Here is a 22,547-nt window from a genome sequence, read left to right on the forward strand (position 1 = left end):
TTCCTTTAAGCGAAGGCGCGTTTGAGCGGTGGAACGAAGCGGACGACGATCTGGTCGAAGGCGATCATCGCGACGATCGCAATCCCGCTCATCGGAAACGCGATGGCAAAAACCAGCGTGATCAGCCACAGACCGAAATAGACGGAACGGCTCGGCGGCATCGGCGGGACGCCAAGGCGGCCGGATGGACGGCGTTTCCACCACATGACGACAGCGGTGACGCAGGTAAAGACGATCGCAAGGCAGGTGGCGAGCATCAGCATCTGGTTAAACCGACCCCATTCCTGGCCTATATGAACATTGACACCCCACGCGACGGCCTTTCCAGGCGCCGGATAGAGCGGATAACCCATGTCGACCAGCGGTGTTCCGGAATACTGATCAATATGGATCGTCCTTTCCTTCGAAAGCTCGTCAGGAAAGATGGAAGCTGTATAGACGCCCTTTCCTGTCCGCGGGATCGCCGTATCGAAACCCGGGGCTATGCCCAGATCCTTCGCGATCGCGACGGCCTTTCCGAGGCCTATCGGTTCGCCGGTCAGCGTACCCGACATCGGCACCGGCGCCTTTTCGACGCTCCAGCCGCTATTGGGCGCGACATCGCCCGTCACCTTCTTCGACACCGGCACGTTGTCCCAAAGCTCTGCCGGATAGCCGAGGCCCTTGTCGGTGAGCCAGGCCTGGACATTGCTGCCCCAGGTGTTCGACCAGAACATGCCTGTGGCGGCGAGAAAGAAGATCAGCAACCCTGCGAAAGCGCCGGTGACCGCGTGCATGTCGCGCCAGAACACCCGCCGCGAAGGATTTCCGCGCACCGTCACCACACCGCCGGTCTGCCGCCGCGGCCACCAGAGATAGATCCCGGTCGCGACCAGAACCATGACAAAGCCGCCGGCGATCTCTGTCAGGATGTTGGGAAATGTACCGAAATAGGCGAGGCTGTGGATGCTTCTGACCACCTGATTGAATTCGTCTGCGGCGACCACAGTATCCAGCACGTCGCCATCGTAGGGATTGACGAAGACGAGCGTGGAGCCGGCTTTGGACGACACGGTGACGATGGCGCTCCGTGTTGCCGAAGCAGGGTCCTTGTAAGAGCGCGCCACCGAACCCGGGACGGCGGATGCGGCGACTTCGACGATCCGGTCCGGCGAAAGCGGCGAACCGGCGGCTTCCACCTGGTAGCGATATGCAAAAAACGTATCGTTGATTTCGTCCTTGAACAGGTAGAGCCCACCGGTGATGGCTAGGTTGAGCATGAAGGGAATGGCGAGAAGACCCGCAAAGAAATGCCAGCGCCATAGGGCGCGGTAAAGCGAAACGCTCGAGGCGTCGCTTTCCGCGGGTGAGGCGGAAGTTAAGATGGTCATTCGGTATCATCCTGATGGCAGGCGGGGCTGTGCCGATCTGCAACATTGAACAAGCCGCGGGCAAAAGCCGCAGCGGAGGCTCAAATGATCATCAGGCGAAGGGGGGTGCTCGGGGACCGGTATTCGGCGGATATAACTGGCGGGTGATCTCGCCCACCGGGAACGGATACCTGGCCAGTTCTTGGGCGAGGAATACCCGTTCTGCGTGGATCGGCGCGGGTGGCACCATGGCCGCGGCGCTGATGCGGCAGGCTTCGCAGTCGGTCTTGGCGCCTTGGCTATGGTGGTGTTGTCCGTCCCGGTCAGGCCGATCGCTGTTTGACGTGACGCAGAGCGTCGGCAGCGTGCCGTCCGGCAGCACATACTCGGCATAGTCAGCCGGATCGAAACCGGTGGCTGCAAGGGCAGGCGGCTGATGCGAGAGGCCGAGAACAACAAGCGCGATGGCGCATAGAATGCGCACCGCCCATTGTTCCGATTTACCGACCAGCCTTCCCATCGCGTCCTCGTGCACGGGGTTCGATCTTTCGATAGCACACCCCGGCGCTAGTACAATGCGGCATACTGTACGCGTGATGGCGAACGGTATCAGGTCAGATCGCTACCTGCTCTCCCAGCTCGACGACACGGTTGGGTGGTAGCTTGAAATAGGCGGATGGGTCGATCGCGAAATCGGCCAGCGCCATGTAGATCTGCTCCTGCCAGGCCGGCAACCCGGTATTGGGTGTGCTGACCAGGTTGCGCCGTCCCAGATAGAACGAGGTCTGCATGATCTCGAACTTGAAGCCCGCCTTCCGACAGAGCGTCAGTGCTCTGGTGACATTTGGCTCGTCCATGTAGCCGAAGGTGATGTCGAGGCGGATAAAACGCTTGGAGATGCGTTTCATTTCCACCCGTTCGCGATCGGGAACGTAGGGTTTGTCCTGCGTCCAGATTGTCAGGATGACGTTTTGTTCGTGCAGGACATGATTGTGCTTGATGTTGTGCAGCAGGACTGCCGGCGTCCGGTTGGGGACGCTGGTGAGGAAGATCGCAGTGCCGGGAACCACGACCGGCGAATGATCGGATTCCTTCTCGATCATCGGAATGAAGACTTCCAGCGGGATGTCGTTCCTGGCGGTCTTGTCCTTGATGTATTTCGAACCCTTCGTCCACGTCCACATTAGGATCATGATGAAGAAGGCGAGCGCCACGGGCACCCAGCCACCGTCGTGGATTTTGAGAAGGTTTGCGGCAAGGAACACCGCTTCGATCAAGAGCAGCGGCAGCAGAAGTGCGCCGGCGATGAGGGCCGAGTATCCGCGCACCGCCCGCAAGAACTGGAACGACATCAGCGTTGTCACGACCATCGCGCCGGTGACCGAGATACCGTAGGCGGTTGCCAGCGATTCCGAATCGCCGAAGGAGAAGATCAGCACCAGGACGCCGATGAACAGAATCATGTTCACGGCCGGAACATAGATCTGGCCGGTATTGGTTTCCGAGGTGAACTTGATCATCAGCCGCGGCAGGAAGCCGAGATGCACGGCCTGCCGGGCAAGCGAAAACGCGCCCGTAATGACAGCCTGGCTGGCGATGACGGTTGCCATCGTCGCCAGAATGACCATCGGCAGCAACGCCCAGTCCGGATAAAGGAGATAGAACGGGTTCTCGATGGCGGCCGGGTTGCTCAGGACCAACGCGCCCTGCCCAAGGTAATTCAATGCCAGCGCGGGAAATACGAGGATGAACCAGGCGACACTGATTGGCTTGCGACCGAAATGGCCGAGATCGGCGTAAAGCGCTTCCGCGCCCGTCACGGTCAGAAATACCGCGCCGAGCACGATGAGACCCGCCCAGCCGGCGTGGGTGATAAACCAGAGCGCATTGATGGGGTTGAGGGCCTCGAGGATGGTCCAATCGTCGCCGATATGGATCATGCCACCCCATGCCATCGCCAGAAACCAGACGACCGTGATCGGGCCGAAGAATTTGGCAACTGCTTCCGTCCCCTTGGACTGGATTGCAAACAGGCCGACCATGATTGCGGCTGAGAGCGGCAAGACATAGTCGGAAAAGGCGGGCGTCACGAGCTTCATACCTTCGAGCGCTGACATGACCGACAGTGCGGGTGTGATCATCGCATCGCCGATGAACAAAGCCGAACCGATCAGGCCTGCGAAGAACAGGACAGGCATGTAGCCGCCTGTCTTCTTCATCAACAGGGCAAGCAGCGACAGCGTGCCGCCTTCGCCGTCATTATCGGCGCGAAGCAGGAACAGGACGTATTTGAACGTGACGATGATCGTCAGGGTCCAGACCATCAGCGAGATGAGACCGATGACGTGTTCGGGCTGGACGCCATTCTCTGAAAATGGTCGCAGCGCCTCCCTGAACGCGTAGAGCGGACTGGTGCCAATATCACCGTAGACGACGCCGATCGAGCCCAAGAGCAGGACAAGAAATTTCCGGTGGCCTGCGGCTTTGTCGGCCGAACCGGCGGTCGAGGATGTCATGCGGACTCCAGTCTGAGGGTTTTCCAACCGAACAAGCTTGAACGGTTTACTGCCGGAATAGACGCGTAAACACGTGTTGAACGAATTCGATCCACGCATTCCTATTTCATCTGAAGTCGCAGGTCGATATCCTTCAGCAGGCCGTCATTCGCGTGGTCACAGAAAAGCAGGGCGGAGTGATCCGCCCTGCTGGTGAAGGTCCGAAAGGTGTCTCGGAACCGGTTGTTCTTGTCGTCTATTCTTCGCGCTGGCCGGTGAAATTGAGCAGCAGCTGGAAGATGTTGACGAAGTTCAGGTAGAGGGACAGCGCGCCCATCACGGCCATTTTCTGCTGGCTTTCCTGATCGTAGTTTTCTGCATACTGCTGCTTGATGTTCTGGGTATCCCAAGCGGTCAGGCCGACGAACACGACGATACCGATCACCGACACAGCAAACTGCAGGGCGCTGGAGCCGAGGAAGATGTTGACGATCGAAGCGATCATCACACCGATCAGACCCATGATCATGAACGAGCCGAACTTGGCGAGGTCACGCTTGGTGACGTAGCCGTAAAGGCTGGTCGCGCCGAACATGGTGGCGGCGATAAAGAAGGTGCGGGCGATGCTTGCGCCGGTAAATACAAGGAATACCGAAGCAAGGGACAGACCCATGACGGCGCAGAACGCCCAGAAGGTCATCTGCGCAGAGGCGGCCGACATGGACTGGATCTTGAACGAGAAGAAGAACACGAAGGCGAGCGGCGCCAGCATCACTACCCACTTCAGCGGGCTGGAGAAGATCGGCACGTAAAGCGCCGGCGTGGTGCCGACGATGAAGGCGACGATACCGGTGATGACGAGGCCAAGCCCCATGTAATTGTAGATGCGCAGCATGTGCTGGCGAAGGCCTTCATCGAAGACTGCGCCGGATTGTGCTGTCGTGGCGCCCCAGCGCCGGTCGTTTTCATACATTCGGAATCTCCTGTTGATCAGTAAAGGGAATTCTTGAGAAGCTCGGCCTCGTCTGCGAGACCGATATCGGTCGTGCTCGACACCACGGCGTAAGCCACGTCGCCGATCTGCCACCAGGCCGCTTCGGCCTTCGGCATATTCATGTCCTTGATAGGCTCGACCGCGAAATGGCCAGGTCGCACGGCATAGAGAGATACCCTGATGCCATCAGCGGTGCGCATACTTGCCTCGACGCTCGGGCCGTAATCCGAGGGAAAGATCTGCACGTCGGTCACCTGCCAGCCCTTTGGCAATTCGGGCATGACGATTGCCGTTGCGGCGCGGATGTCCTCCCGGTCGTAGGTCCTTGCTTCCGGCTGGGATGGCATCTTTTCGCGAACGAGCGACGTCTCGTGCGCCCGCACCGCGTTTTCGATCAGTGCCGGCGGCTGGACCGAAGCATTGACTTCGCTCGGACCGAACGGACCGATCGAGGAATTGGCAAACCATCCTGCCGAAACAAGCATGGCAATCGCCGCGACGCGCCTGAGAGCGGTGAAGGTGCGCCGGCTTTCAAGACTCGCGGAAAGTCGTCTCGCCGCCTCGCGGGTCTCCGTCCTGCCATGCACGGCGTCATCGGTGAGAGCGAGCTTCAGCGTCGTCCGCATTCCGAGATCGGCCATGACGCGTGCGGCGTCTTCCGGGTGGCTGGACAGGTAGTTCTCGACACGCAGGCGTCCCGCCGCGTCGAGCTGGTTGTCCACGTAGGCGTCGAGGTCATTCAGGACGACCGTTCCGGTCTCATTCATCTTTGCCTCCTACGATTTTCAGGTGGCCGCCACGCCCTTTGTCATCTTCCATGCTGCGCAGCCGAGCCCGCGCCCTCGATATCCGCGACATCAGCGTGCCGACTGGAATACCCAACGTGTCGGCGGCTTCCTGATAGGACAGGTCTTCCACCGCAACGAGGTGCAACGCTTCGCGCTGATCCTCCGGCAAGGTCATGAAAGCCTCGCGAACCTGCTGCAGGCGAACCGAATGTTCCTGCGCTGCCGGATAGGACGGCTCGGTTGCGGTCGAGCCATCATCGGCAAACAGGTCGTCGCGGCGACGACGGGCAAGGGCGCTGCGGCGACCGTCCAGATGCGTGTTGTGGACGATCGAGAGCAGCCAGTTCCGCAGATTTCCACCCGAGTGGAAGGTTGAACGCTTCTCATACGCTTTGACCAGCGCGTCATGCACCAGGTCTTCGGCGTCGACAGAGTTGCGCGCAAGCGAGCGTGCGTAGCGTCTCAACGCGGCAAGCTGTGCGATCACGTCGAATGAGCGTTTGTTCGGGTCCATACCTGCTTATACGAACGCCGGCCGGATTTTATTCCATTAGTCAGAAATTATTTTCGTGATTTTTTGCCCTTCAAAGACGCAGGGCAAACCCTCGTTTTGACGGCCAAGGTAGGTATGCGTCCGGTGCATGTCTGCCCTGACAATTCCTGCCTAGAAAATGAGCGGGTTTAGCGTATCTTCCATCTTGTCGAAACGATTTACCTCCTCCCAAATCGTCAGACACGCAGAACCCTCCCTCCTCCTCCCAGAGGTTTCTGCAGCAGAGCACCGGCACTCCTCCTCCCAGCCGTTGCTCTCGTCTTTTGAAGAGCCTGCCGCACCTCCTCCCGCGGCGGGCTCTTTTCGTTTTCACCCTATGGCAACGTCCTTAAGCGACCTCCTTCGTAAAGGCTGTTGCCTGCGCGCGGCTTTTGTCTCAAAGTGAAAGAAAACGAAAGCACGGGGACGAGATGCATCTGACGGACAGGCAGGCAAGGATCGTCGAGGTGGCGAGGATGACCGGGCGGGTCCTGGTGGAGGATCTGGCCACTCAGTTCTCCGTCACGCCGCAGACGATCCGCAAGGACTTGAATGATCTCTGTGAGGCGGACGTCCTCAACCGCATCCATGGTGGAGCCACGTTTCCGCGCAGCATCGAGAACATGCGCTATGAAGCGCGCCGCCAGATCGCTGCCGTCGAGAAGCAGGCGATCGGCGAGGCTGCGGCAGCCCTCATTCCGGACGGAGCGTCCCTGTTCATCAATATCGGGACCACGACGGAGGCCGTCGGTGAAGCGCTGGCCGCCCACAAGGACCTTATGGTCATTACAAATAATATCAACGTTGCCAACAGGTTGAGAGTAGTCGACGATATCGAGGTCGTCATTGCCGGCGGTGTCGTTCGCCAGTCTGATGGCGGCATCGTCGGCGAGGCGGCCGTCGACTTTATCCGGCAGTTCAAGGTTGACTATGCGGTCATCGGTGCGTCGGCCATCGACCACGACGGCGCTCTGCTCGACTACGATTTTCGCGAAGTGAAAGTGGCGCAGGCGATCATTGCCAACGCCCGGCATGTGATCCTCGTGGCCGACTCGACAAAATTCGAACGAACGGCGCCGGTTCGTATCGCCCAGATCTCCCAGGTTCATACGTTCATCACCGACGCCTGCCAGTCCGAACTGATCCGTGATCTTTGCCATCAGACGAATGTTGCGCTGATCGAAACAGCCACCGCGGATGCTGCAACGCACGCGTCTTCTTTCGTTTGACATTCGAGATATTTTCACTCTAATGGGGTTAGCTTTCGATTTGCCGCTGCCGGCATGTCGAGCCGGGCTCTGTGAGGGGACAGGGCTTAGCGAGGGGATAATGAGTCAGGCAATTCACGACGTCTTTGTGATCGGTGGAGGGATCAACGGTTGCGGTATCGCGCGCGATGCTGTGGGTCGCGGCTATTCGGTCGCCTTGGCAGAAATGAACGATTTTGCCTCAGGCACGTCGTCAGGCGCCACCAAGCTTATCCATGGCGGGCTGCGCTATCTCGAACACTATGAATTTCGGCTGGTGCGCGAGTCTCTCATGGAGCGCGAAGTGCTCTGGGCAATGGCACCGCATATCATCTGGCCGATGCGCTTCGTTCTCCCCTATCACAAGGGTGGCGTCCGACCCGCCTGGCTGATCCGGCTGGGGTTGTTTCTCTACGATCACCTGGGTGGCCGCAAGCTCCTGCCGCCGACGGCAACGCTTGATATGCGCAAGGATCCGGCCGGCAAGCCTTTGAAATCGCTGTTTACGAAGGCCTTCGAATACTCCGATGGCTGGGTGGACGACGCGCGGATGGTGGTGCTGAACGCCCGTGACGCTGCCGACAAGGGGGCCCTGATCCTTCCGCGCACGAAAGTCGTTTCGGCGCGGCGCGAAGAAGGCATTTGGACGATTGTTACCCGAAGCACGGTCACCGGCTCCAGTCAGACCCACAAGTCTCGTATGCTGGTCAATGCCGCCGGTCCGTGGGTGGACCAGGTGATCCGCTCCGCCTTCGGCGAAAACGAAGCGCACCATGTCCGGCTGGTTCAGGGCAGCCATATCGTCGTCAAGAAGAAGTTCGACGACCCGCGCGCCTATTTCTTCCAGAACCCGGATAACCGGATCATTTTTGCTATCCCCTACGAAGAGGATTTCACGCTGATCGGCACGACCGATCGCGACTTCAAGGAGGATCCGAAGGACGTTCGAATCTCCGACGAGGAAACCAACTATCTCTGCAAGGCGGCGAGCGAGTATTTCAAGGAGCCGGTGCGCAAGGAAGATATCGTCTGGACCTACTCGGCTGTCCGACCGCTGTTCGACGACGGCGCCTCGAAAGCGCAGGAGGCGACCCGCGACTATGTGCTGAAGCTGGATACGGTCGGCCTCGGGGAGGGCGGAGCGCCACTTCTCAATGTGTTCGGTGGCAAGCTCACCACCTATCGTCGGCTTTCGGAACATGCGGTCGAAAAGATCGGCGAAGCCATCGGCGTCAAAGGCAAGCCCTGGACCGCTGACAGCCACCTTCCTGGTGGCGATTTCCCTGCCCGCGGCTACGAAAGCGAAGTCGCTGGGCTGAAGGCACGATATCCCTTCCTGACCGATCGCCATGCGCGTAGGCTGGTCCGGCGTTACGGTACGAGGGCCGCCACATTGCTCGGCAACGCTGCTCGAGCAGAGGATCTTGGGCATAATTTCGGCGGCGAACTCTATGAGGTGGAGGTTCGCTATCTTGCCGATCAGGAATGGGCGTTAAGCGCCGAGGACGTCCTTTGGAGGAGAACAAAGGACGGGCTACGGCTCGACGCTGACGAGAAGAGGGTTTTGGAGGAGTACATGGCCGCAATACCGGAAAGGATCGCCGGATAAGCGGCATGTGTTCCCGCTGTGAGGAGGCAGGGGAACAAGCATGTTGGAATTGCGAAAAGCTGCGAAAATGGTGGCGGGCGAATATCATATTCACCCGAGCGACCTTACGCTCGAGCGTGGCAGCCTGAATGTGCTGCTCGGTCCGACGCTTTCGGGCAAGACGTCGCTGATGCGGCTGATGGCTGGATTGGACCGGCCGACGGAGGGTGCTGTCTATTTCGATGGGATAGACGTGACCGGCATGCCGGTGCAAAAGCGCAATATCGCGATGGTGTACCAGCAGTTCATCAACTATCCGCTCCTGACCGTCTATGAAAACATAGCCTCGCCGATGCGCATTTCCGGCAAGGACAAGGCGACCGTCGACCGCGAGGTGCGCAAGGCCGCAGAGCTCTTGCGGTTGACGCCCTATCTCGACCGTACGCCGCTTCATCTGTCCGGCGGGCAGCAACAACGCACCGCGCTCGCCCGTGCGTTGGTCAAGAATGCCAGCCTCGTGCTGATGGACGAGCCACTCGCCAACCTCGATTACAAGCTGCGTGAAGAACTGCGCGAAGAGCTTCCCAAGATCTTTGCGCAGTCCGGCGCAATCTTTGTCTATGCCACGACCGAACCTTCGGAAGCGCTGATGCTGGGCGGCAATACGGCAACCCTTTCCGAGGGCCGCATCACCCAGTTCGGGCCGACGATCGACATTTATAGAAGGCCGGCCGACCTCACGACCGCAAAGACCTTCGCCGATCCGCCGCTGAATTTCATCGAGGTGGTCAAGTCGGGTGGCGGGCTCCGCCACCGCGAAGGCGACGTTCTCCCCTTGCCTGCGCATCTCGGAACCATACCGGATGGTCCCCTGACGGTTGCGTTTCATCCACATCATCTGGGCTTCACGCAGCAGACCGAGAATTCGGCGCGCCTTGCCGCCCGCACGCAGATCTCGGAAATCACCGGTTCGGAAAGCTTCGTGCATCTCGAATATGACGGCGTGAAATGGGTGATGCTGGCGCCCGGCATTCACAACATTGATCCAGATACCGGCATCGAGGTCTTTCTCGATACGCGACATCTGATGGCGTTCGGCAGCGATGGCCGGGCAATCGCTGCGGCTGCGGCTTAGAGGGAAACATCATGGCACGCATCACCCTCGACCATATCCGCCACGCCTACGGCGCCAACCCTGTCGCCGACAGCGACTATGCGCTTCGCGAAGTTCATCACGAATGGAACGACGGTGGCGCCTACGCGCTGCTTGGCCCCTCAGGCTGCGGCAAGACCACGCTGCTGAACATCATCTCCGGGCTGCTGCAGCCGTCGCACGGGCGTATCCTGTTTGATGGCAACGACGTGACGGAAGTCTCGACACAGGGCCGCAATATCGCGCAGGTGTTCCAGTTCCCGGTCATCTACGACACGATGACGGTCTACGACAATCTGGCCTTCCCGCTGCGCAACCGCAAAGTACCCGAGGCCGAAGTCGACAAGCGCGTTCGCGACATGCTGGGGATCATCGATCTTGCCGATTGGGCCGACCGCAAGGCGCGGGGCCTGACCGCCGACCAGAAGCAGAAGATATCACTCGGCCGCGGCCTCGTGCGCAACGACGTCAACGCCATCCTGTTTGATGAACCGCTGACCGTGATCGATCCCCATATGAAATGGGTGCTGCGTTCGCAGTTGAAGCGCATCCACAAGCAGTTCGGCTTTACCATGGTCTATGTCACCCACGACCAGACCGAGGCCCTGACCTTCGCAGACAAGGTCGTCGTGATGTACGAGGGCGAGATTGTGCAGATCGGCACGCCTGCGGAATTGTTCGAGAAGCCCAGCCATACATTCGTCGGCTATTTCATCGGCTCGCCCGGCATGAACGTCCTGCCGGCGCAGCTGAATGAGCGGTCTGTCGTGGTCGGCAGTCAGCGGATGGACCTCAATGTGCCGCCGCAGACGAAACCGGGCGACCGGATCGAACTCGGCATCCGTCCGGAGTTCATCCATCTCGGCCGCGAGGGAATGCCGGTTAAGATCAGCCGGATCGAGGATATTGGCCGCCGCCGCATCGTTCGCGCCGAATTCGAGGGAAAGCCGCTTGCGATCGTTGCCGACGAGAATACGGAAATTCCGGCGGAAGCCCGCGTGAGCTTTGATCCTGCAGGTATCAATATCTACGCCAATTCCTGGCGCGTCGGCGGGGAGGCGTGAACGGCATGGAAAAGACCTATAACAACAAGGCCTGGTTCTTCGTTCTTCCGGTGCTGCTGCTGGTCCTGTTTTCAGCGGCGATACCGTTGATGACCGTCGTGAACTACTCGGTGCAGGACACGTTCGGCAACAACGAATTCTTCTGGGCAGGCACTGGCTGGTTTACCGAAATCCTGAATTCCGATCGGTTCTGGGCGGCGTTGCAGCGCAACCTGCTCTTCTCGGTCATCATTCTAGCATTGGAAATTCCGCTCGGCATCTTCATCGCGCTGAACATGCCGAAAAAGGGGCTCGGCGTTCCGGTCTGCCTCGTGTTGATGTCGCTGCCGCTGTTGATCCCGTGGAACGTGGTCGGCACCATCTGGCAGGTCTTCGGTCGTGTCGACATCGGCCTTCTCGGACGCACGCTCGCAATCCTCGGCATCGACTACAACTATGTTCGCGATCCGCTCGATGCCTGGGTCACCGTCATCGTCATGGATGTCTGGCACTGGACGAGCCTTGTCGTGCTTCTTTGCTATGCTGGTCTCGTGTCGATCCCGGATGCCTACTATCAGGCTGCGAAGATCGATGGCGCGTCGCGCTGGTCCGTGTTCCGCTTTATCCAGTTGCCGAAGATGAAGCGGGTGCTGCTGATTGCCGTGCTCCTGCGCTTCATGGATAGTTTCATGATCTATACCGAACCCTTCGTCGTCACCGGCGGCGGGCCCGGCAACTCGACCACCTTCCTGTCGATCGATCTCGTCAAGATGGCGGTCGGCCAGTTCGACCTCGGGCCGGCAGCGGCCATGTCGATCGTCTACTTCCTGATCATCCTGCTGATGTCGTGGATCTTCTACACGGTCATGACCAGCAGCGACAAAGACGCGTGAGGAGGACGGTTACGATGGCTCAAGTCAACACATTCAAGCCGGCGCGCAGCTACTCCTGGCTCGTCTCGACGATCTACATCATCTTCCTGCTGCTGCCGATCTACTGGCTGGTCAACATGAGCTTCAAGGAGAATGCCGAGATCACCGGCGCCTTCTCGCTCTTCCCGCAGAACCCGACGCTCGGGAACTACATGGTGATCTTCACCGATCCGTCCTGGTACAACGGCTATATCAACTCGATCATCTATGTGGGTCTGAACACGCTGATCTCGGTGGCGGCAGCTCTTCCCGCGGCCTATGCCTTCTCGCGCTACCGGTTCCTTGGCGACAAGCATCTGTTCTTCTGGCTGCTGACCAACCGCATGGCACCGCCGGCGGTGTTTGCACTGCCATTCTTCCAGCTCTATTCCGCCTTCGGACTGATCGACACGCATATCGCCGTGGCACTCGCCCACTGCCTGTTCAACGTCCCGCTGGCCGTGTGGATCCTTGAAGGCTTCATGTCAGGCGTGCCGAAGGAAATCGACGAAACCGCTTATATCGACGGCTATTCCTTCCCGCGCTTTTTCGTGAAGATCTTCATGCCGTTGATCGCGTCCGGCATAGGCGTCGCGGCCTTCTTCTGCTTCATGTTTTCGTGGGTCGAACTGCTGCTTGCCCGCACGCTGACGACCACTGCCGCCAAGCCGATCTCGGCCATCATGACCCGCACCGTTTCGGCGTCCGGCATGGACTGGGGCGTTCTGGCAGCCGCCGGCGTGCTGACGATCGTGCCGGGCGCGCTCGTGATCTACTTTGTCCGCAACTACATCGCCAAGGGCTTTGCCCTGGGTCGGGTCTAGAGGGAGAACGCACATGAGTTTTTCATGGATGGCCTGGACATTGCCGACGACGCTTTTCTTCGTGACCATCTTCGCCTTGATTGCAGCGATGGGCATCTGGGAGTATTTTTCTCCGGGGGGAGCGCCACGGGTTGGGATCCTGCGCTTCGAGACAACGCGGGGGGACCGGCTCTTCATTTCGCTGCTTGGTGCAGCATTCATCAATCTCGCATGGTTGGGGCTGATCGGCCCCAATCTGTGGTGGGCTCTTGCCCTCGCTGTGGTCTACGCCGTCGGCGTTTTCCGCTTCGTCTGAAGGCAAGTTTGATACGGCGCGCGGGAGGACTGGCGCCGAAACGAAATCGCAATCGCAACTCTGGGAGGACATTATGCGACGGCATCTTTTGACAACGACAGCAGGCTTATTGCTGGCACTGGCAGGCACGGCTCACGCCGGCATGAACGAGGCGAAGCAGTTCCTTGACAAGGAAATCAAGGACCTATCATCGCTATCGCGTGCCGAGCAGGAAAAGGAGCTTCAATGGTTCATCGATGCGGCGAAGCCCTTCTCCGGTCTCGACATCAAGGTCGTCTCGGAAACGCTGACCACGCATGAATACGAGTCGAAAGTGCTGGCGCCAGCCTTCACGGCGATCACCGGCATCAAGATCACCCACGACCTGATCGGCGAAGGCGATGTCGTCGAGAAGCTGCAGACGCAGATGCAGTCGGGCGAGAACATCTATGACGCCTATGTCAACGATAGCGACCTGATCGGCACGCATTGGCGTTACCAGCAGGCCCGTTCCCTGACGGACTTCATGGCGAAGGAAGGCAAGGACGTTACCAATCCGGGCCTCGATCTCGAGGATTTCATCGGCCTCAAATTCACCACCGCGCCCGACAAGAAGCTCTACCAGCTTCCGGACCAGCAGTTCGCCAACCTTTACTGGTTCAGGTACGATTGGTTCAACGACGCCAAGAACAAGGCTGATTTCAAGGCCAAATACGGCTACGACCTCGGTGTTCCCGTCAACTGGTCCGCTTACGAAGACATCGCGGAATTCTTCACCGGCCGTGATATCGGCGGAAAGAAGGTCTTCGGCCACATGGACTACGGCAAGAAGGACCCGTCGCTCGGCTGGCGCTTCACCGATGCGTGGCTTTCGATGGCTGGCAACGGCGACAAGGGTCTTCCGAACGGTCTGCCGGTCGATGAATGGGGTATCAAGGTCAACGAAAAGTCACAGCCGGTCGGCTCCTGCGTCGCGCGCGGCGGTGACACCAATGGTCCTGCCTCCGTCTATTCGATCCAGAAATATCTCGACTGGATGAAGGCCTATGCACCGCCAGCTGCCCAGGGCATGAACTTCTCGGAATCCGGTCCTGTCCCCGCGGGCGGCGAAATCGCTCAGCAGATGTTCATGTACACGGCCTTCACCGCCGATATGGTGAAGCCAGGCCTGCCTGTCATGAACGAGGACGGCACGCCGAAATGGCGTTTCGCGCCAAGCCCGCACGGCGTCTACTGGAAAGACGGCATGAAGCTTGGCTATCAGGACGTCGGTTCCTGGACGCTGATGAAATCCACCCCGGATGACCGCGCAAAGGCGGCTTGGCTCTACGCCCAGTTCGTCACGTCCAAGACCGTCGACTTGAAGAAGAGCCATGTGGGCCTGACGCTGATCCGCGAAAGCTCGATCCGCCATCAGAGCTTTACCGATCGCGCACCGAAACTCGGCGGCCTGATCGAGTTCTACCGCTCGCCGGCGCGCGTCCAGTGGTCGCCGACCGGCACCAACGTTCCCGACTATCCGAAGCTCGCTCAGCTTTGGTGGCAGGCGATCGGCGATGCCGCTTCGGGTGCCAAGACACCGCAGCTGGCGATGGACTCGCTTTGCGCCGAGCAGGAAAAGGTGCTCCAGCGTCTGGAACGCGCTGGCGTCCAGAAGGACATGGGTCCCAAGCTCGCCGAAGAGCATGACCTGGCCTACTGGAACAAGGATGCGGTGGCCAAGGGCAATCTGGCTCCGCAGCTGAAGATCGAGAACGAAAAGGAAAAGCCGATCACCGTCAACTACGACGACCTGGTGAAGAGCTGGGCTGACGCGAAGAAGTGATCTGACCGATCAAGGCTCCCGAAGGGGAAGCGGCGGCAAGAGACGACCGCGCCGAACATCATCGGCGCGGTCGTTTCGCGTTCGTCACTGTTGCGGACACACGGCAGAGCCTCCCAACCTGCCTTGATCCGGTCCTATGCCTTGTTCAGCTTGGCATCGACACTGATCGGTCCGGCTCCGGACGTGACGAAATAGAGGAACACGAAGCAGAGCACGGCAGCGGCCATTCCGCCGTTTTCGGGCGGGAAAATGCTTTTGGGAAAGTGGCTGATCAAGTAAGCCACGGCCATTAGTCCGGACAGGAGGAATGCCGCTATCCGTGTCTGGAAACCGACCAGGAAGAGGAAGCCGCAGACAAGCTCAAAGAGACCCGCGATCCAGGGTAACGAGCCCGTGGGCGGCATGAAGGTACCGGCGTGGAAATGAAAGATTTTCGCCATGCCGAAGGAGAAGATGACGAGGCCGACGGCAATACGAAGGATGCTGAGAAGAACAGGCTGGTAAGCCTGGATTTTGTTGACCATTGGGAAGCTCCGTTAAATGTCGATGCTCTTCTGACATCGACCAAACGAAGGTCAACTGCACGTCTTCGTGAAACAGTTATGGAATGCGCGAGACCTCTAGAGCGCCGAAGCGTCTTCTCAAATGGTGACCGCGTTGACGATCATCAAAACGGGGACACAGCCCAAGGCAATTGCCCCAATCCAGGCCATCAGTATCTTTATGAAATACCGCTGCTGCATAAAGATCTCGTTGTATTCGTGAAGCATTAAGCACCCCTACGCCGTTGAAGGGAATGAACCACCTCTTCAGAAGCGAGTCGAGTGCAGCCTTGCAACAGACTGAATCAGACGTATACGCGGACCACGTCCTCCAACGATAAAGTCAATTCACTGCAGGTTGAGAGGCAGTTGAATCCCCTTGGGAACATGCGGCTTGCGAAGATTGGCAATCTCGATCCGTCCATAGATCTCCTTGCGTTCCTTGTCATGACGTTCCCTGAGCGCCTTCGACTGAGCCACGAGGGCAAGAGCACGGGCGACGACCTCTTCAGTTCTCTGCATGGCGTTCTCCTCAATGTTCTTCCTTTGTTCTCATTTTCGCTGAAGGTTGTCAACAGTCTCTTCTTCCCGTGCCTAGGCTGGCGGTTTCGGCGCATCTGCTGTGCATGTCTGCAGGTGTCAATTTCTGAACGAACTGATATGCCTCATCTCAGTCGGGCCTGATGGTTCGGACCCACAACATGGTTTTTCGGAAGGGAAACGGAATGCAGATCGGAATGATAGGCCTCGGCCGTATGGGCGCCAATATGGTGCGACGGCTCCTGCGTGATGGCCATGAATGTGTGGTATTCGATGTCAGTCAGGCCAATGTCGAGGCTCTGGAGCGGGAAGGGGCCGTGGGAGCCACCTCGCTGGAAGATATGGTCGCCAAGCTCGCGAAACCGGCCACCGTTTGGCTGATGCTGCCGGCAGCTATCACCGACCAGACGATCGAGAAGCTCTCGGGTGTCATGTCGGCGGGCGACGTGCTGATCGACGGCGGAAACTCCAACTACCAGGACGATATCGATCGCGCAGGGCGTCTTTCGGGCATCGGCCTCGACTATATCGATGTCGGCACGAGCGGTGGCGTCTGGGGTCTGGAACGCGGCTATTGCCTGATGATCGGCGGACCGGATGAAGCGGTGAAGCGCCTCGATCCGATCTTCCTGTCGCTCTCCCCGGGAGCCGGCAAGGAAGCACAGCGGACCTCGGAACTTGGCTACATCCATTGCGGCCCAGCAGGATCAGGTCACTTCGTGAAGATGGTCCACAACGGCATCGAATACGGCATGATGGCGGCCTATGCCGAAGGCCTCAACCTGATGAAGTCTGCCAATATTGGCAAGGTGGCACGTAGCGCCGATGCGGAAACCAGCCCGCTCGCCAATCCGCACTACTATCACTACGATCTGGACGTGGCTGAAATCACCGAAGTCTGGCGTCACGGCAGCGTCGTTTCGTCGTGGCTGCTCGATCTTCTCGCCGGCTCTCTGCACAACGATCCGACGCTTGACGCCTTCAGTGGTCGAGTTTCGGATTCCGGCGAGGGACGGTGGATGATGAAGGCCGGTATCGATACCGGCGTGCCGCTTCCGGTCCTGTCGTCCGCTCTCTTCCAGCGCTTTTCGTCGCAGGGTCATGAGCAGTATTCGAACCAGGTTCTGTCGGCGCTTCGGGCAGCCTTCGGCGGCCACTCTGAAAAGAAATAGGCTGGGTCATATCCCATACGAAATCCGGCACCCCTGGGGTGCCGGACTCTTTTGAAAAGCTCGATAGACTGGGCTTATTCCTATTCTACCGTCTTTGTCTCGTAGAACGCTTTCGCATCGGTGAGGAATGCCGCCCGCGACGACGGGTTGGTGTAGAACATGTGGCCGCCGCTATAGGTCTTCAGTTTCGCCCTGTCTGCTGCAAGCTCTGTCGGCAGGTGATTGATCACGTAGCGGCTCACACCATAGGGTGTCAGCGCATCGCTATGACCATGCACGACCAGCAGGCGGAAGGACGGGATGACCGAGAGGAGATCGCGGATATCCGTCGAAGCGCTGGCGAGCGCGCGAGCATCACCGCCACGGCTGCCGTTCCATTCCCAGCGACGGTTCACATCCTCGTTCAAAAGCGAGTAGGTCATGTCGCTTGAAAACTTCAGCTCGCCTTTTGCATAGGACGTGAACGCTGCGCTGTAGGCGCGGGTGTAACCCTCCAGAATGGGATCGTCGTTGCGCCCGTACGCGTCCTCGGGATAGGCGTCCGGCACGGCGTAGGATGCATCATAGGGGCTGACGACCCGGCCCGGTCCACCCATCTGCTTCCCGTAGACATCGCCGACGAGGCCTCGCGTTCTGGCAACGACCTCTTTCGGAATGCCCGTGAGACCAGCAATCTTTCCATAGAATGCGTCAGCCTCTTCTCCCGTCGGCGCAGCGCCCGCCACGGTCGGAAGATAGTCGCGCAACGCAAAGCGTTCGGCTTCGGCGAGCTTTTCAGGCGTGAAGCTTTTGGTCCGCTCCATCTCGGCTGCCGCAAGCGAGGGCAATTGCAGCGCGGCACTCAGCGGATCGTCGGAATTGGCGAGGAAGCGGCCCTCGATAAACGGCGAGAGCATTATGATGCCGGAGGGGATAATGCCCTGGTTGTTCTTCATCGCGATCGCGACTTTCGCCGCGCGAAAACCTCCGTAGCTTTCGCCGACGAGATATTTCGGCGTATTCAGCCGGTCGTTCTTCTGGACGTAGAGGGAGATCACCTTGGCAAGGCTGTCGGCATCCTGACGGACACCGTAGAAATTCTTGGCGACATCGTCGCTGGCGGCACGGCTCCATCCGGTGCCAACCGGATCGATCATGACGAGATCGGTGAACGCGAGCCAGCTCTGCGGATTGTCCCTGATCTCAGGTGCGGTGCCGTCGTTGCCGTTCTTGCCGAATTCAATGATCCGCGGACCCAGCAGCCCGAGATGCAGATAGGCGGACGCTGCGCCCGGACCGCCGTTGAAGGCGAAGGTGAGCGGACGACCCGGCGTCCGATCCTTGGCGATATAGGCCGTGTAGAAGATCTTGGCCGTTCGATTGCCGTCCTGGCCGAACAGGTCAAGCGTGCCGGCAGTTGCCGTGTAGGGCAGGTCTGCGCTGCCCTCGGTTTTCAGAACATGCTCGGTCGTGCTGTCATTTGGGATGAGCGAGAATATGCCGGGGGGCTGTTGCGCTCCAACCGGGGCGGAAAGCGCGAGAAGCACCAGGATGGATGCAAGGATCCGGTAAAGACGCAAAGCTGTTTCCTCCATGACCGCGATTACCGTCATGTAGGGCAGCGAGGGCCATCCGGGAAACTCAATTCCGCTTGAGGCTCAAGTCAGCCCGCCAATCGTCCGCCCTGCAGAGGCCTTGGCGCACCTGTCGTCGTCGGAAAGCTGATCGGCAGACCGCGCAGCACGCGCACGGCGAGAAAGGCGAACAGTTCCGCCTCCACCGCATCGCCCCGCCAGCCGAATTCGTCGGCAGAAACAGCCTCGACGCCGGCGCGTTTTTCGAGCATCGCCATGATCGTCGGGTTGCGACGTCCGCCTCCGGCCACGATCAGCCGCTTCGGCCGTCTCGGCAAAAGGTCGAGCGCCTTGCCGACCGCCGATGCGGTAAAGGCCGAAAGTGTGGCCGCGCCGTCTTCCGGCGAAAGCCCGTCGGCCATAGCAGCGGTAAACGAATAGCGGTCGAGCGATTTCGGGTAGGGCGCGGTCATGTACGGATGCTGAAGCAAGCGTGCCAGACGCTCCTCATCGACCTTGCCCGAAGCACCAAGCGCGCCGTCCCTGTCCATCTCGCCAAGCCCGAGCGATTTGATGAAATCGTTGAGCGGGGCGTTGGCCGGGCCGGTATCAAAGGCGATCACCAGATCCTCGCCATCCCACCAGCTGATATTGCCGACACCGCCGAGGTTGAGAACGGCGCTATCTCCCGATCGATCGACGCCACGCAGCAGCGCCGCGTGATAGACGGCGGCAAGTGGTGCGCCCTGGCCACCGGCGTGCACATCCGCGGTTCTGAAATCATAGGCGACCTTGCAGCCCAGGATCGAGGCCATCAACTCGCCATCGCCGAGCTGCCGCGTGTCGCCGAGACGGTCCCGGGTCGGTGCACGGTGGAGAACGGTCTGGCCGTGGAAGCCGACAATGCCGATATCGGCCATCGTCAGGCCGGCAATCTCGACAAGATCCTGCACTGCGCGCGATTGCGCCCGCGTCAATGCCTCCTCGGCCACGGCGAAGATCGCGGGCTCCGGTCCTTCGAATTCCCAGACGCGCGCTTGGGCGAGCGTTTCCTCGAGAAGAAACCGGATCTCGGGCGGATAGGGCGCCAACGTATAGGCGCCTGCTGTCTCCACCGTTTCTCCGTCGGTCTTCAAAAGTGCGACGTCGATATTGCCGTCGAGGACGGTCCCGGTCATCAGGCCGACGGCCCAGATTGGCTCCATTGGAGATCCCCCTCAAGTTCAAGCGACGCAATCACCCGGGAGTAACAGAGACCGCCATCGCCCTCAACGTCCGAAGCGGAATTCCTCCAGCGTCCCCGCCTTCATCTCGATCGAGAAGCCGGGCATTTTCGGCGGCATATAGGCGGCGTTCTCGATGACGCAGGGTTCGAGGAAATGCTCGTGCAGGTGATCGACATACTCGATGACGCGGCCTTCCATCGTGCCGGACACCGCAACGTAGTCGATCATCGAGAGATGCTGGACATATTCGCAAAGGCCGACGCCGCCGGCATGCGGCCAGACCGGGAGGCCATATTTGGCGGCAATCAATAGGACGGAAAGCACCTCGTTCAGCCCGCCCATGCGGCAGCTGTCGATCTGTACGATATCGATCGCGCCCTCGGCGATGAACTGCTTGAACATGATGCGGTTCTGGCACATCTCGCCGGTTGCGACCTTCACCGGCCCGATCGCCTGGCGGATCTTGCGGTGACCGGCAATATCATCCGGGCTGGTCGGCTCCTCGATGAAGAAGGGCTTGGAGAAGGCGAGCTTGTTGACCCAGTCGATCGCTTGATCGACCTCCCAGACCTGGTTGGCATCGATCATCAGGTAACGGTCGGGGCCGATCACCTCGCGCGCGATGGTCAGGCGGCGAATGTCGTCTTCCAGGTCGCGTCCGACCTTCATTTTGATATGATCGAAACCGGCGTCGATCGCTTCCTGGCAAAGCCTGCGCAGCTTCTCGTCATCATAGCCGAGCCAGCCGGCGGAGGTCGTGTAGCAGGGATAACCCCTGCTTTCGAGAATGGCGATCCGCTCCTTTTTCCCGGCCTCTGCTTTCCTGAGAATGGCAAGAGCCTCGTCGCGGTTCAGGACATCCGTGAGATAGCGATAGTCGACGATATCGGCGATCTCTTCCGGCGACATGTCCGCCACCAGCCGCCACACCGGCTTGCCTTCTTCCTTGGCCAGAAGATCCCAGAAGGCGTTGACGACGGCGCCGGTCGCAAGATGCATGGCACCCTTGTCCGGGCCGATCCAGCGCAACTGGCTGTCGCCGGTCAGGTGCCGCCAGAATTTCCCCGGATTGGCCTTCATCACCTGCGTATCGGCACCGACCACGAGATGGCGCATCGCCTCGATCGCCATGCAGCAGATGTCGTTGCCGCGGCCGATCGTGAAGGTGAGGCCATGACCCTTAAGCGCTGGATCGTCGGTTTCGAGGATCACGTAGGCTGCCGAATAATCCGGATCCGGGTTCATGGCATCGGAACCGTCGAGGCTCTGCGAGGTCGGAAAGCGCAGGTCGACAACCCGCATATCGATAACTTTGGCCATAGCTATTCCTTCCGCTGATCGGCGGTTCAAGATGATCGGGTTGTGCGCCGTAAACGACGGCAGAGGATTGAAAGGCTCAGATGGTCCAGCCGCCGTCGATGGCGAAGGCCTGTCCGCTCGTATAGGTGGCCGTGGCAATATAGACGGCGAGATCGGCGATCTCTTCCGGCGATCCAAGACGGCCCATCGGCTGGCGGGCGATGAAGGCGGCACGGGCGGTCTCATAATCGCCCTGGGCGCGCATGCGGTCCTGCAGCGACGGGCTTTCCACCGTACCCGGGCAGATCGCATTGCAGCGGATGCCTTGCGTCACGTAGTCGGCCGCGACCGATTTCGTCAGTCCGATCACAGCCGCCTTGGTCACGCCATAGGCGAAGCGGTTCGGCACGCCCTTCACGCTGGAAGCGACCGATGCCATGTTGATGATGGCGCCATCCTTGCGCTCCAGCATGCCCGGCAGCACGGCACGGATCGTGCGGATCATGGCGCGCACGTTGAGATCGAAAGCGAAATCGAGATCGCTATCCGGCATCTCCAGCACCGAACCGGCGTGCACGACGCCTGCGCAGTTGAAGAGCACATCGACCTGACCGATATCAGAGATGCAGGCCTTGACCGCGTCCTCGTTCAGCACGTCGAGCTTTGCCGATGTCAGGTTGTCGAACTTCGGCAACTCGGAAAGAGCCGTCTCGTTGATATCGGTGGCATGAACCTTGGCGCCTGCAGCGATGAAGGCAAGCGCACTGGCGCGGCCGATCCCCTGACCCGCAGCGGTGATCAGAACTGTCTTGCCATTCAGACTTGCCATCGACTTCAACTCTCCCGTTTGCGCGTCAATCATGATGGAAAACCTCTTCCATCATCGCCCACCATTCGCCCTCGGCCCTCGTTTCCAAAGGCTTCTGGCAGGGAATGGTAAAGGCCCACCATTCCTGGTTCTTCTCGTCGGCCGCCATCAGCGCCATGTCAGCTGCGAAATCGGTGCCGTGATATTCCCATGTGCCGAACAGGAGGTTTTCCGGTTCGCGCAGGAAGATCGTATAGTTCCTGATGTTGCAGCGAGAAATCAAGTCGAGGATTTCGGGCCACACCGCCGCGTGCAGTTCCCGATACTTTGCGAGCATCTCCGGCTGCACGCCGATCATCATTCCCATGCGCTGCATGACTTTAC

Annotated in this window: 22 protein-coding genes; 9 read left to right on the top strand and 13 right to left on the bottom strand. The window is 59.6% G+C overall.

Features of this window, described 5'->3' with window-relative positions:
- Positions 1–5: 5 nt before the first annotated feature.
- From ASG19_RS14930 to ASG19_RS14955, 6 genes are all read right to left on the bottom strand, one after another.
- On the bottom strand, positions 6–1,370 hold the full coding sequence (locus tag ASG19_RS14930) for a PepSY domain-containing protein (protein WP_062458868.1): 1,365 nt from the start codon (positions 1,368–1,370) through the stop codon (positions 6–8).
- 91 nt (positions 1,371–1,461) lie between these two features.
- Positions 1,462–1,869, bottom strand: coding sequence for a hypothetical protein (locus ASG19_RS14935; RefSeq protein WP_062458871.1), 408 nt, complete (start codon positions 1,867–1,869; stop codon positions 1,462–1,464).
- A gap of 94 nt (positions 1,870–1,963) precedes the next feature.
- A complete protein-coding gene (locus tag ASG19_RS14940) occupies positions 1,964–3,865 on the bottom strand; it encodes a potassium transporter Kup (protein ID WP_062458874.1) in 1,902 nt (633 codons plus the stop codon).
- A gap of 235 nt (positions 3,866–4,100) precedes the next feature.
- On the bottom strand, positions 4,101–4,817 hold the full coding sequence (locus ASG19_RS14945; RefSeq protein WP_062458877.1) for a Bax inhibitor-1/YccA family protein: 717 nt from the start codon (positions 4,815–4,817) through the stop codon (positions 4,101–4,103).
- 17 nt (positions 4,818–4,834) lie between these two features.
- Complete coding sequence (locus ASG19_RS14950; protein ID WP_062458880.1) at positions 4,835–5,605, bottom strand: anti-sigma factor; 771 nt, start codon at positions 5,603–5,605, stop codon at positions 4,835–4,837.
- Complete coding sequence (locus ASG19_RS14955) at positions 5,598–6,140, bottom strand: sigma-70 family RNA polymerase sigma factor (RefSeq protein ID WP_062458883.1); 543 nt, start codon at positions 6,138–6,140, stop codon at positions 5,598–5,600. The genes ASG19_RS14950 and ASG19_RS14955 overlap by 8 nt, the downstream gene beginning before the upstream one ends.
- A 449-nt stretch (positions 6,141–6,589) precedes the next feature.
- Here ASG19_RS14955 and ASG19_RS14960 point away from each other — a divergent pair, with 449 nt between their 5' ends.
- The 8 genes from ASG19_RS14960 (at position 6,590) to ASG19_RS14995 (ending at position 15,023) form a co-directional block, all read left to right on the top strand.
- Positions 6,590–7,387, top strand: coding sequence for a DeoR/GlpR family DNA-binding transcription regulator (locus ASG19_RS14960; RefSeq protein ID WP_062458885.1), 798 nt, complete (start codon positions 6,590–6,592; stop codon positions 7,385–7,387).
- Positions 7,388–7,487: 100 nt separating this feature from the next.
- Positions 7,488–9,014: a glycerol-3-phosphate dehydrogenase gene (glpD, locus tag ASG19_RS14965; RefSeq protein ID WP_062458888.1), complete on the top strand. Its 1,527-nt coding sequence runs from the start codon at positions 7,488–7,490 to the stop codon at positions 9,012–9,014.
- A 40-nt stretch (positions 9,015–9,054) separates the two neighbouring features.
- Positions 9,055–10,128: an ABC transporter ATP-binding protein gene (locus ASG19_RS14970; RefSeq protein WP_062458891.1), complete on the top strand. Its 1,074-nt coding sequence runs from the start codon at positions 9,055–9,057 to the stop codon at positions 10,126–10,128.
- Between the two features lie 11 nt (positions 10,129–10,139).
- Positions 10,140–11,210: an ABC transporter ATP-binding protein gene (locus tag ASG19_RS14975; protein ID WP_062458895.1), complete on the top strand. Its 1,071-nt coding sequence runs from the start codon at positions 10,140–10,142 to the stop codon at positions 11,208–11,210.
- Between the two features lie 5 nt (positions 11,211–11,215).
- Positions 11,216–12,082: a sugar ABC transporter permease gene (locus ASG19_RS14980; RefSeq protein ID WP_062458898.1), complete on the top strand. Its 867-nt coding sequence runs from the start codon at positions 11,216–11,218 to the stop codon at positions 12,080–12,082.
- A 14-nt stretch (positions 12,083–12,096) separates the two neighbouring features.
- Positions 12,097–12,924: a carbohydrate ABC transporter permease gene (locus ASG19_RS14985; RefSeq protein WP_062458901.1), complete on the top strand. Its 828-nt coding sequence runs from the start codon at positions 12,097–12,099 to the stop codon at positions 12,922–12,924.
- A gap of 13 nt (positions 12,925–12,937) precedes the next feature.
- The gene (locus ASG19_RS14990; RefSeq protein WP_062458904.1) at positions 12,938–13,219 is read left to right on the top strand and encodes a DUF2160 domain-containing protein; all 282 of its coding nucleotides are present in this window, start codon (positions 12,938–12,940) and stop codon (positions 13,217–13,219) included.
- Between the two features lie 73 nt (positions 13,220–13,292).
- On the top strand, positions 13,293–15,023 hold the full coding sequence (locus ASG19_RS14995; RefSeq protein ID WP_062458907.1) for an ABC transporter substrate-binding protein: 1,731 nt from the start codon (positions 13,293–13,295) through the stop codon (positions 15,021–15,023).
- 134 nt (positions 15,024–15,157) lie between these two features.
- Here the strand turns inward: ASG19_RS14995 and ASG19_RS15000 are convergent, their stop codons facing one another.
- Positions 15,158–15,547: a DoxX family protein gene (locus tag ASG19_RS15000; protein ID WP_062458908.1), complete on the bottom strand. Its 390-nt coding sequence runs from the start codon at positions 15,545–15,547 to the stop codon at positions 15,158–15,160.
- Between the two features lie 366 nt (positions 15,548–15,913).
- Positions 15,914–16,087: a hypothetical protein gene (locus tag ASG19_RS24255; RefSeq protein WP_165699857.1), complete on the bottom strand. Its 174-nt coding sequence runs from the start codon at positions 16,085–16,087 to the stop codon at positions 15,914–15,916.
- Between the two features lie 203 nt (positions 16,088–16,290).
- Between ASG19_RS24255 and gnd the strand changes: the two genes are divergently transcribed.
- The gene (gene gnd / locus ASG19_RS15005; protein WP_062458911.1) at positions 16,291–17,277 is read left to right on the top strand and encodes a phosphogluconate dehydrogenase (NAD(+)-dependent, decarboxylating); all 987 of its coding nucleotides are present in this window, start codon (positions 16,291–16,293) and stop codon (positions 17,275–17,277) included.
- A gap of 80 nt (positions 17,278–17,357) precedes the next feature.
- On the opposite strand, the gene ASG19_RS15010 is transcribed toward gnd, so the two are convergent.
- The 5 genes from ASG19_RS15010 to ASG19_RS15030 form a co-directional block, all read right to left on the bottom strand.
- Positions 17,358–18,869, bottom strand: a complete 1,512-nt coding sequence (locus ASG19_RS15010) for a carboxypeptidase (protein ID WP_244476185.1) — start codon at positions 18,867–18,869, stop codon at positions 17,358–17,360.
- Between the two features lie 50 nt (positions 18,870–18,919).
- Positions 18,920–20,035, bottom strand: a complete 1,116-nt coding sequence (locus tag ASG19_RS15015; RefSeq protein WP_062458914.1) for an anhydro-N-acetylmuramic acid kinase — start codon at positions 20,033–20,035, stop codon at positions 18,920–18,922.
- A 63-nt stretch (positions 20,036–20,098) separates the two neighbouring features.
- Complete coding sequence (locus tag ASG19_RS15020) at positions 20,099–21,376, bottom strand: L-fuconate dehydratase (RefSeq protein ID WP_062458917.1); 1,278 nt, start codon at positions 21,374–21,376, stop codon at positions 20,099–20,101.
- A gap of 76 nt (positions 21,377–21,452) precedes the next feature.
- Positions 21,453–22,184, bottom strand: a complete 732-nt coding sequence (locus ASG19_RS15025; RefSeq protein ID WP_062458919.1) for an SDR family oxidoreductase — start codon at positions 22,182–22,184, stop codon at positions 21,453–21,455.
- 25 nt (positions 22,185–22,209) lie between these two features.
- A complete protein-coding gene (locus ASG19_RS15030) occupies positions 22,210–22,539 on the bottom strand; it encodes an L-rhamnose mutarotase (RefSeq protein ID WP_062458922.1) in 330 nt (109 codons plus the stop codon).
- Positions 22,540–22,547: the final 8 nt, after the last annotated feature.

The organism is Rhizobium sp. Leaf306, assembly GCF_001423425.1.
Lineage (GTDB): Bacteria > Pseudomonadota > Alphaproteobacteria > Rhizobiales > Rhizobiaceae > Neorhizobium > Neorhizobium soli.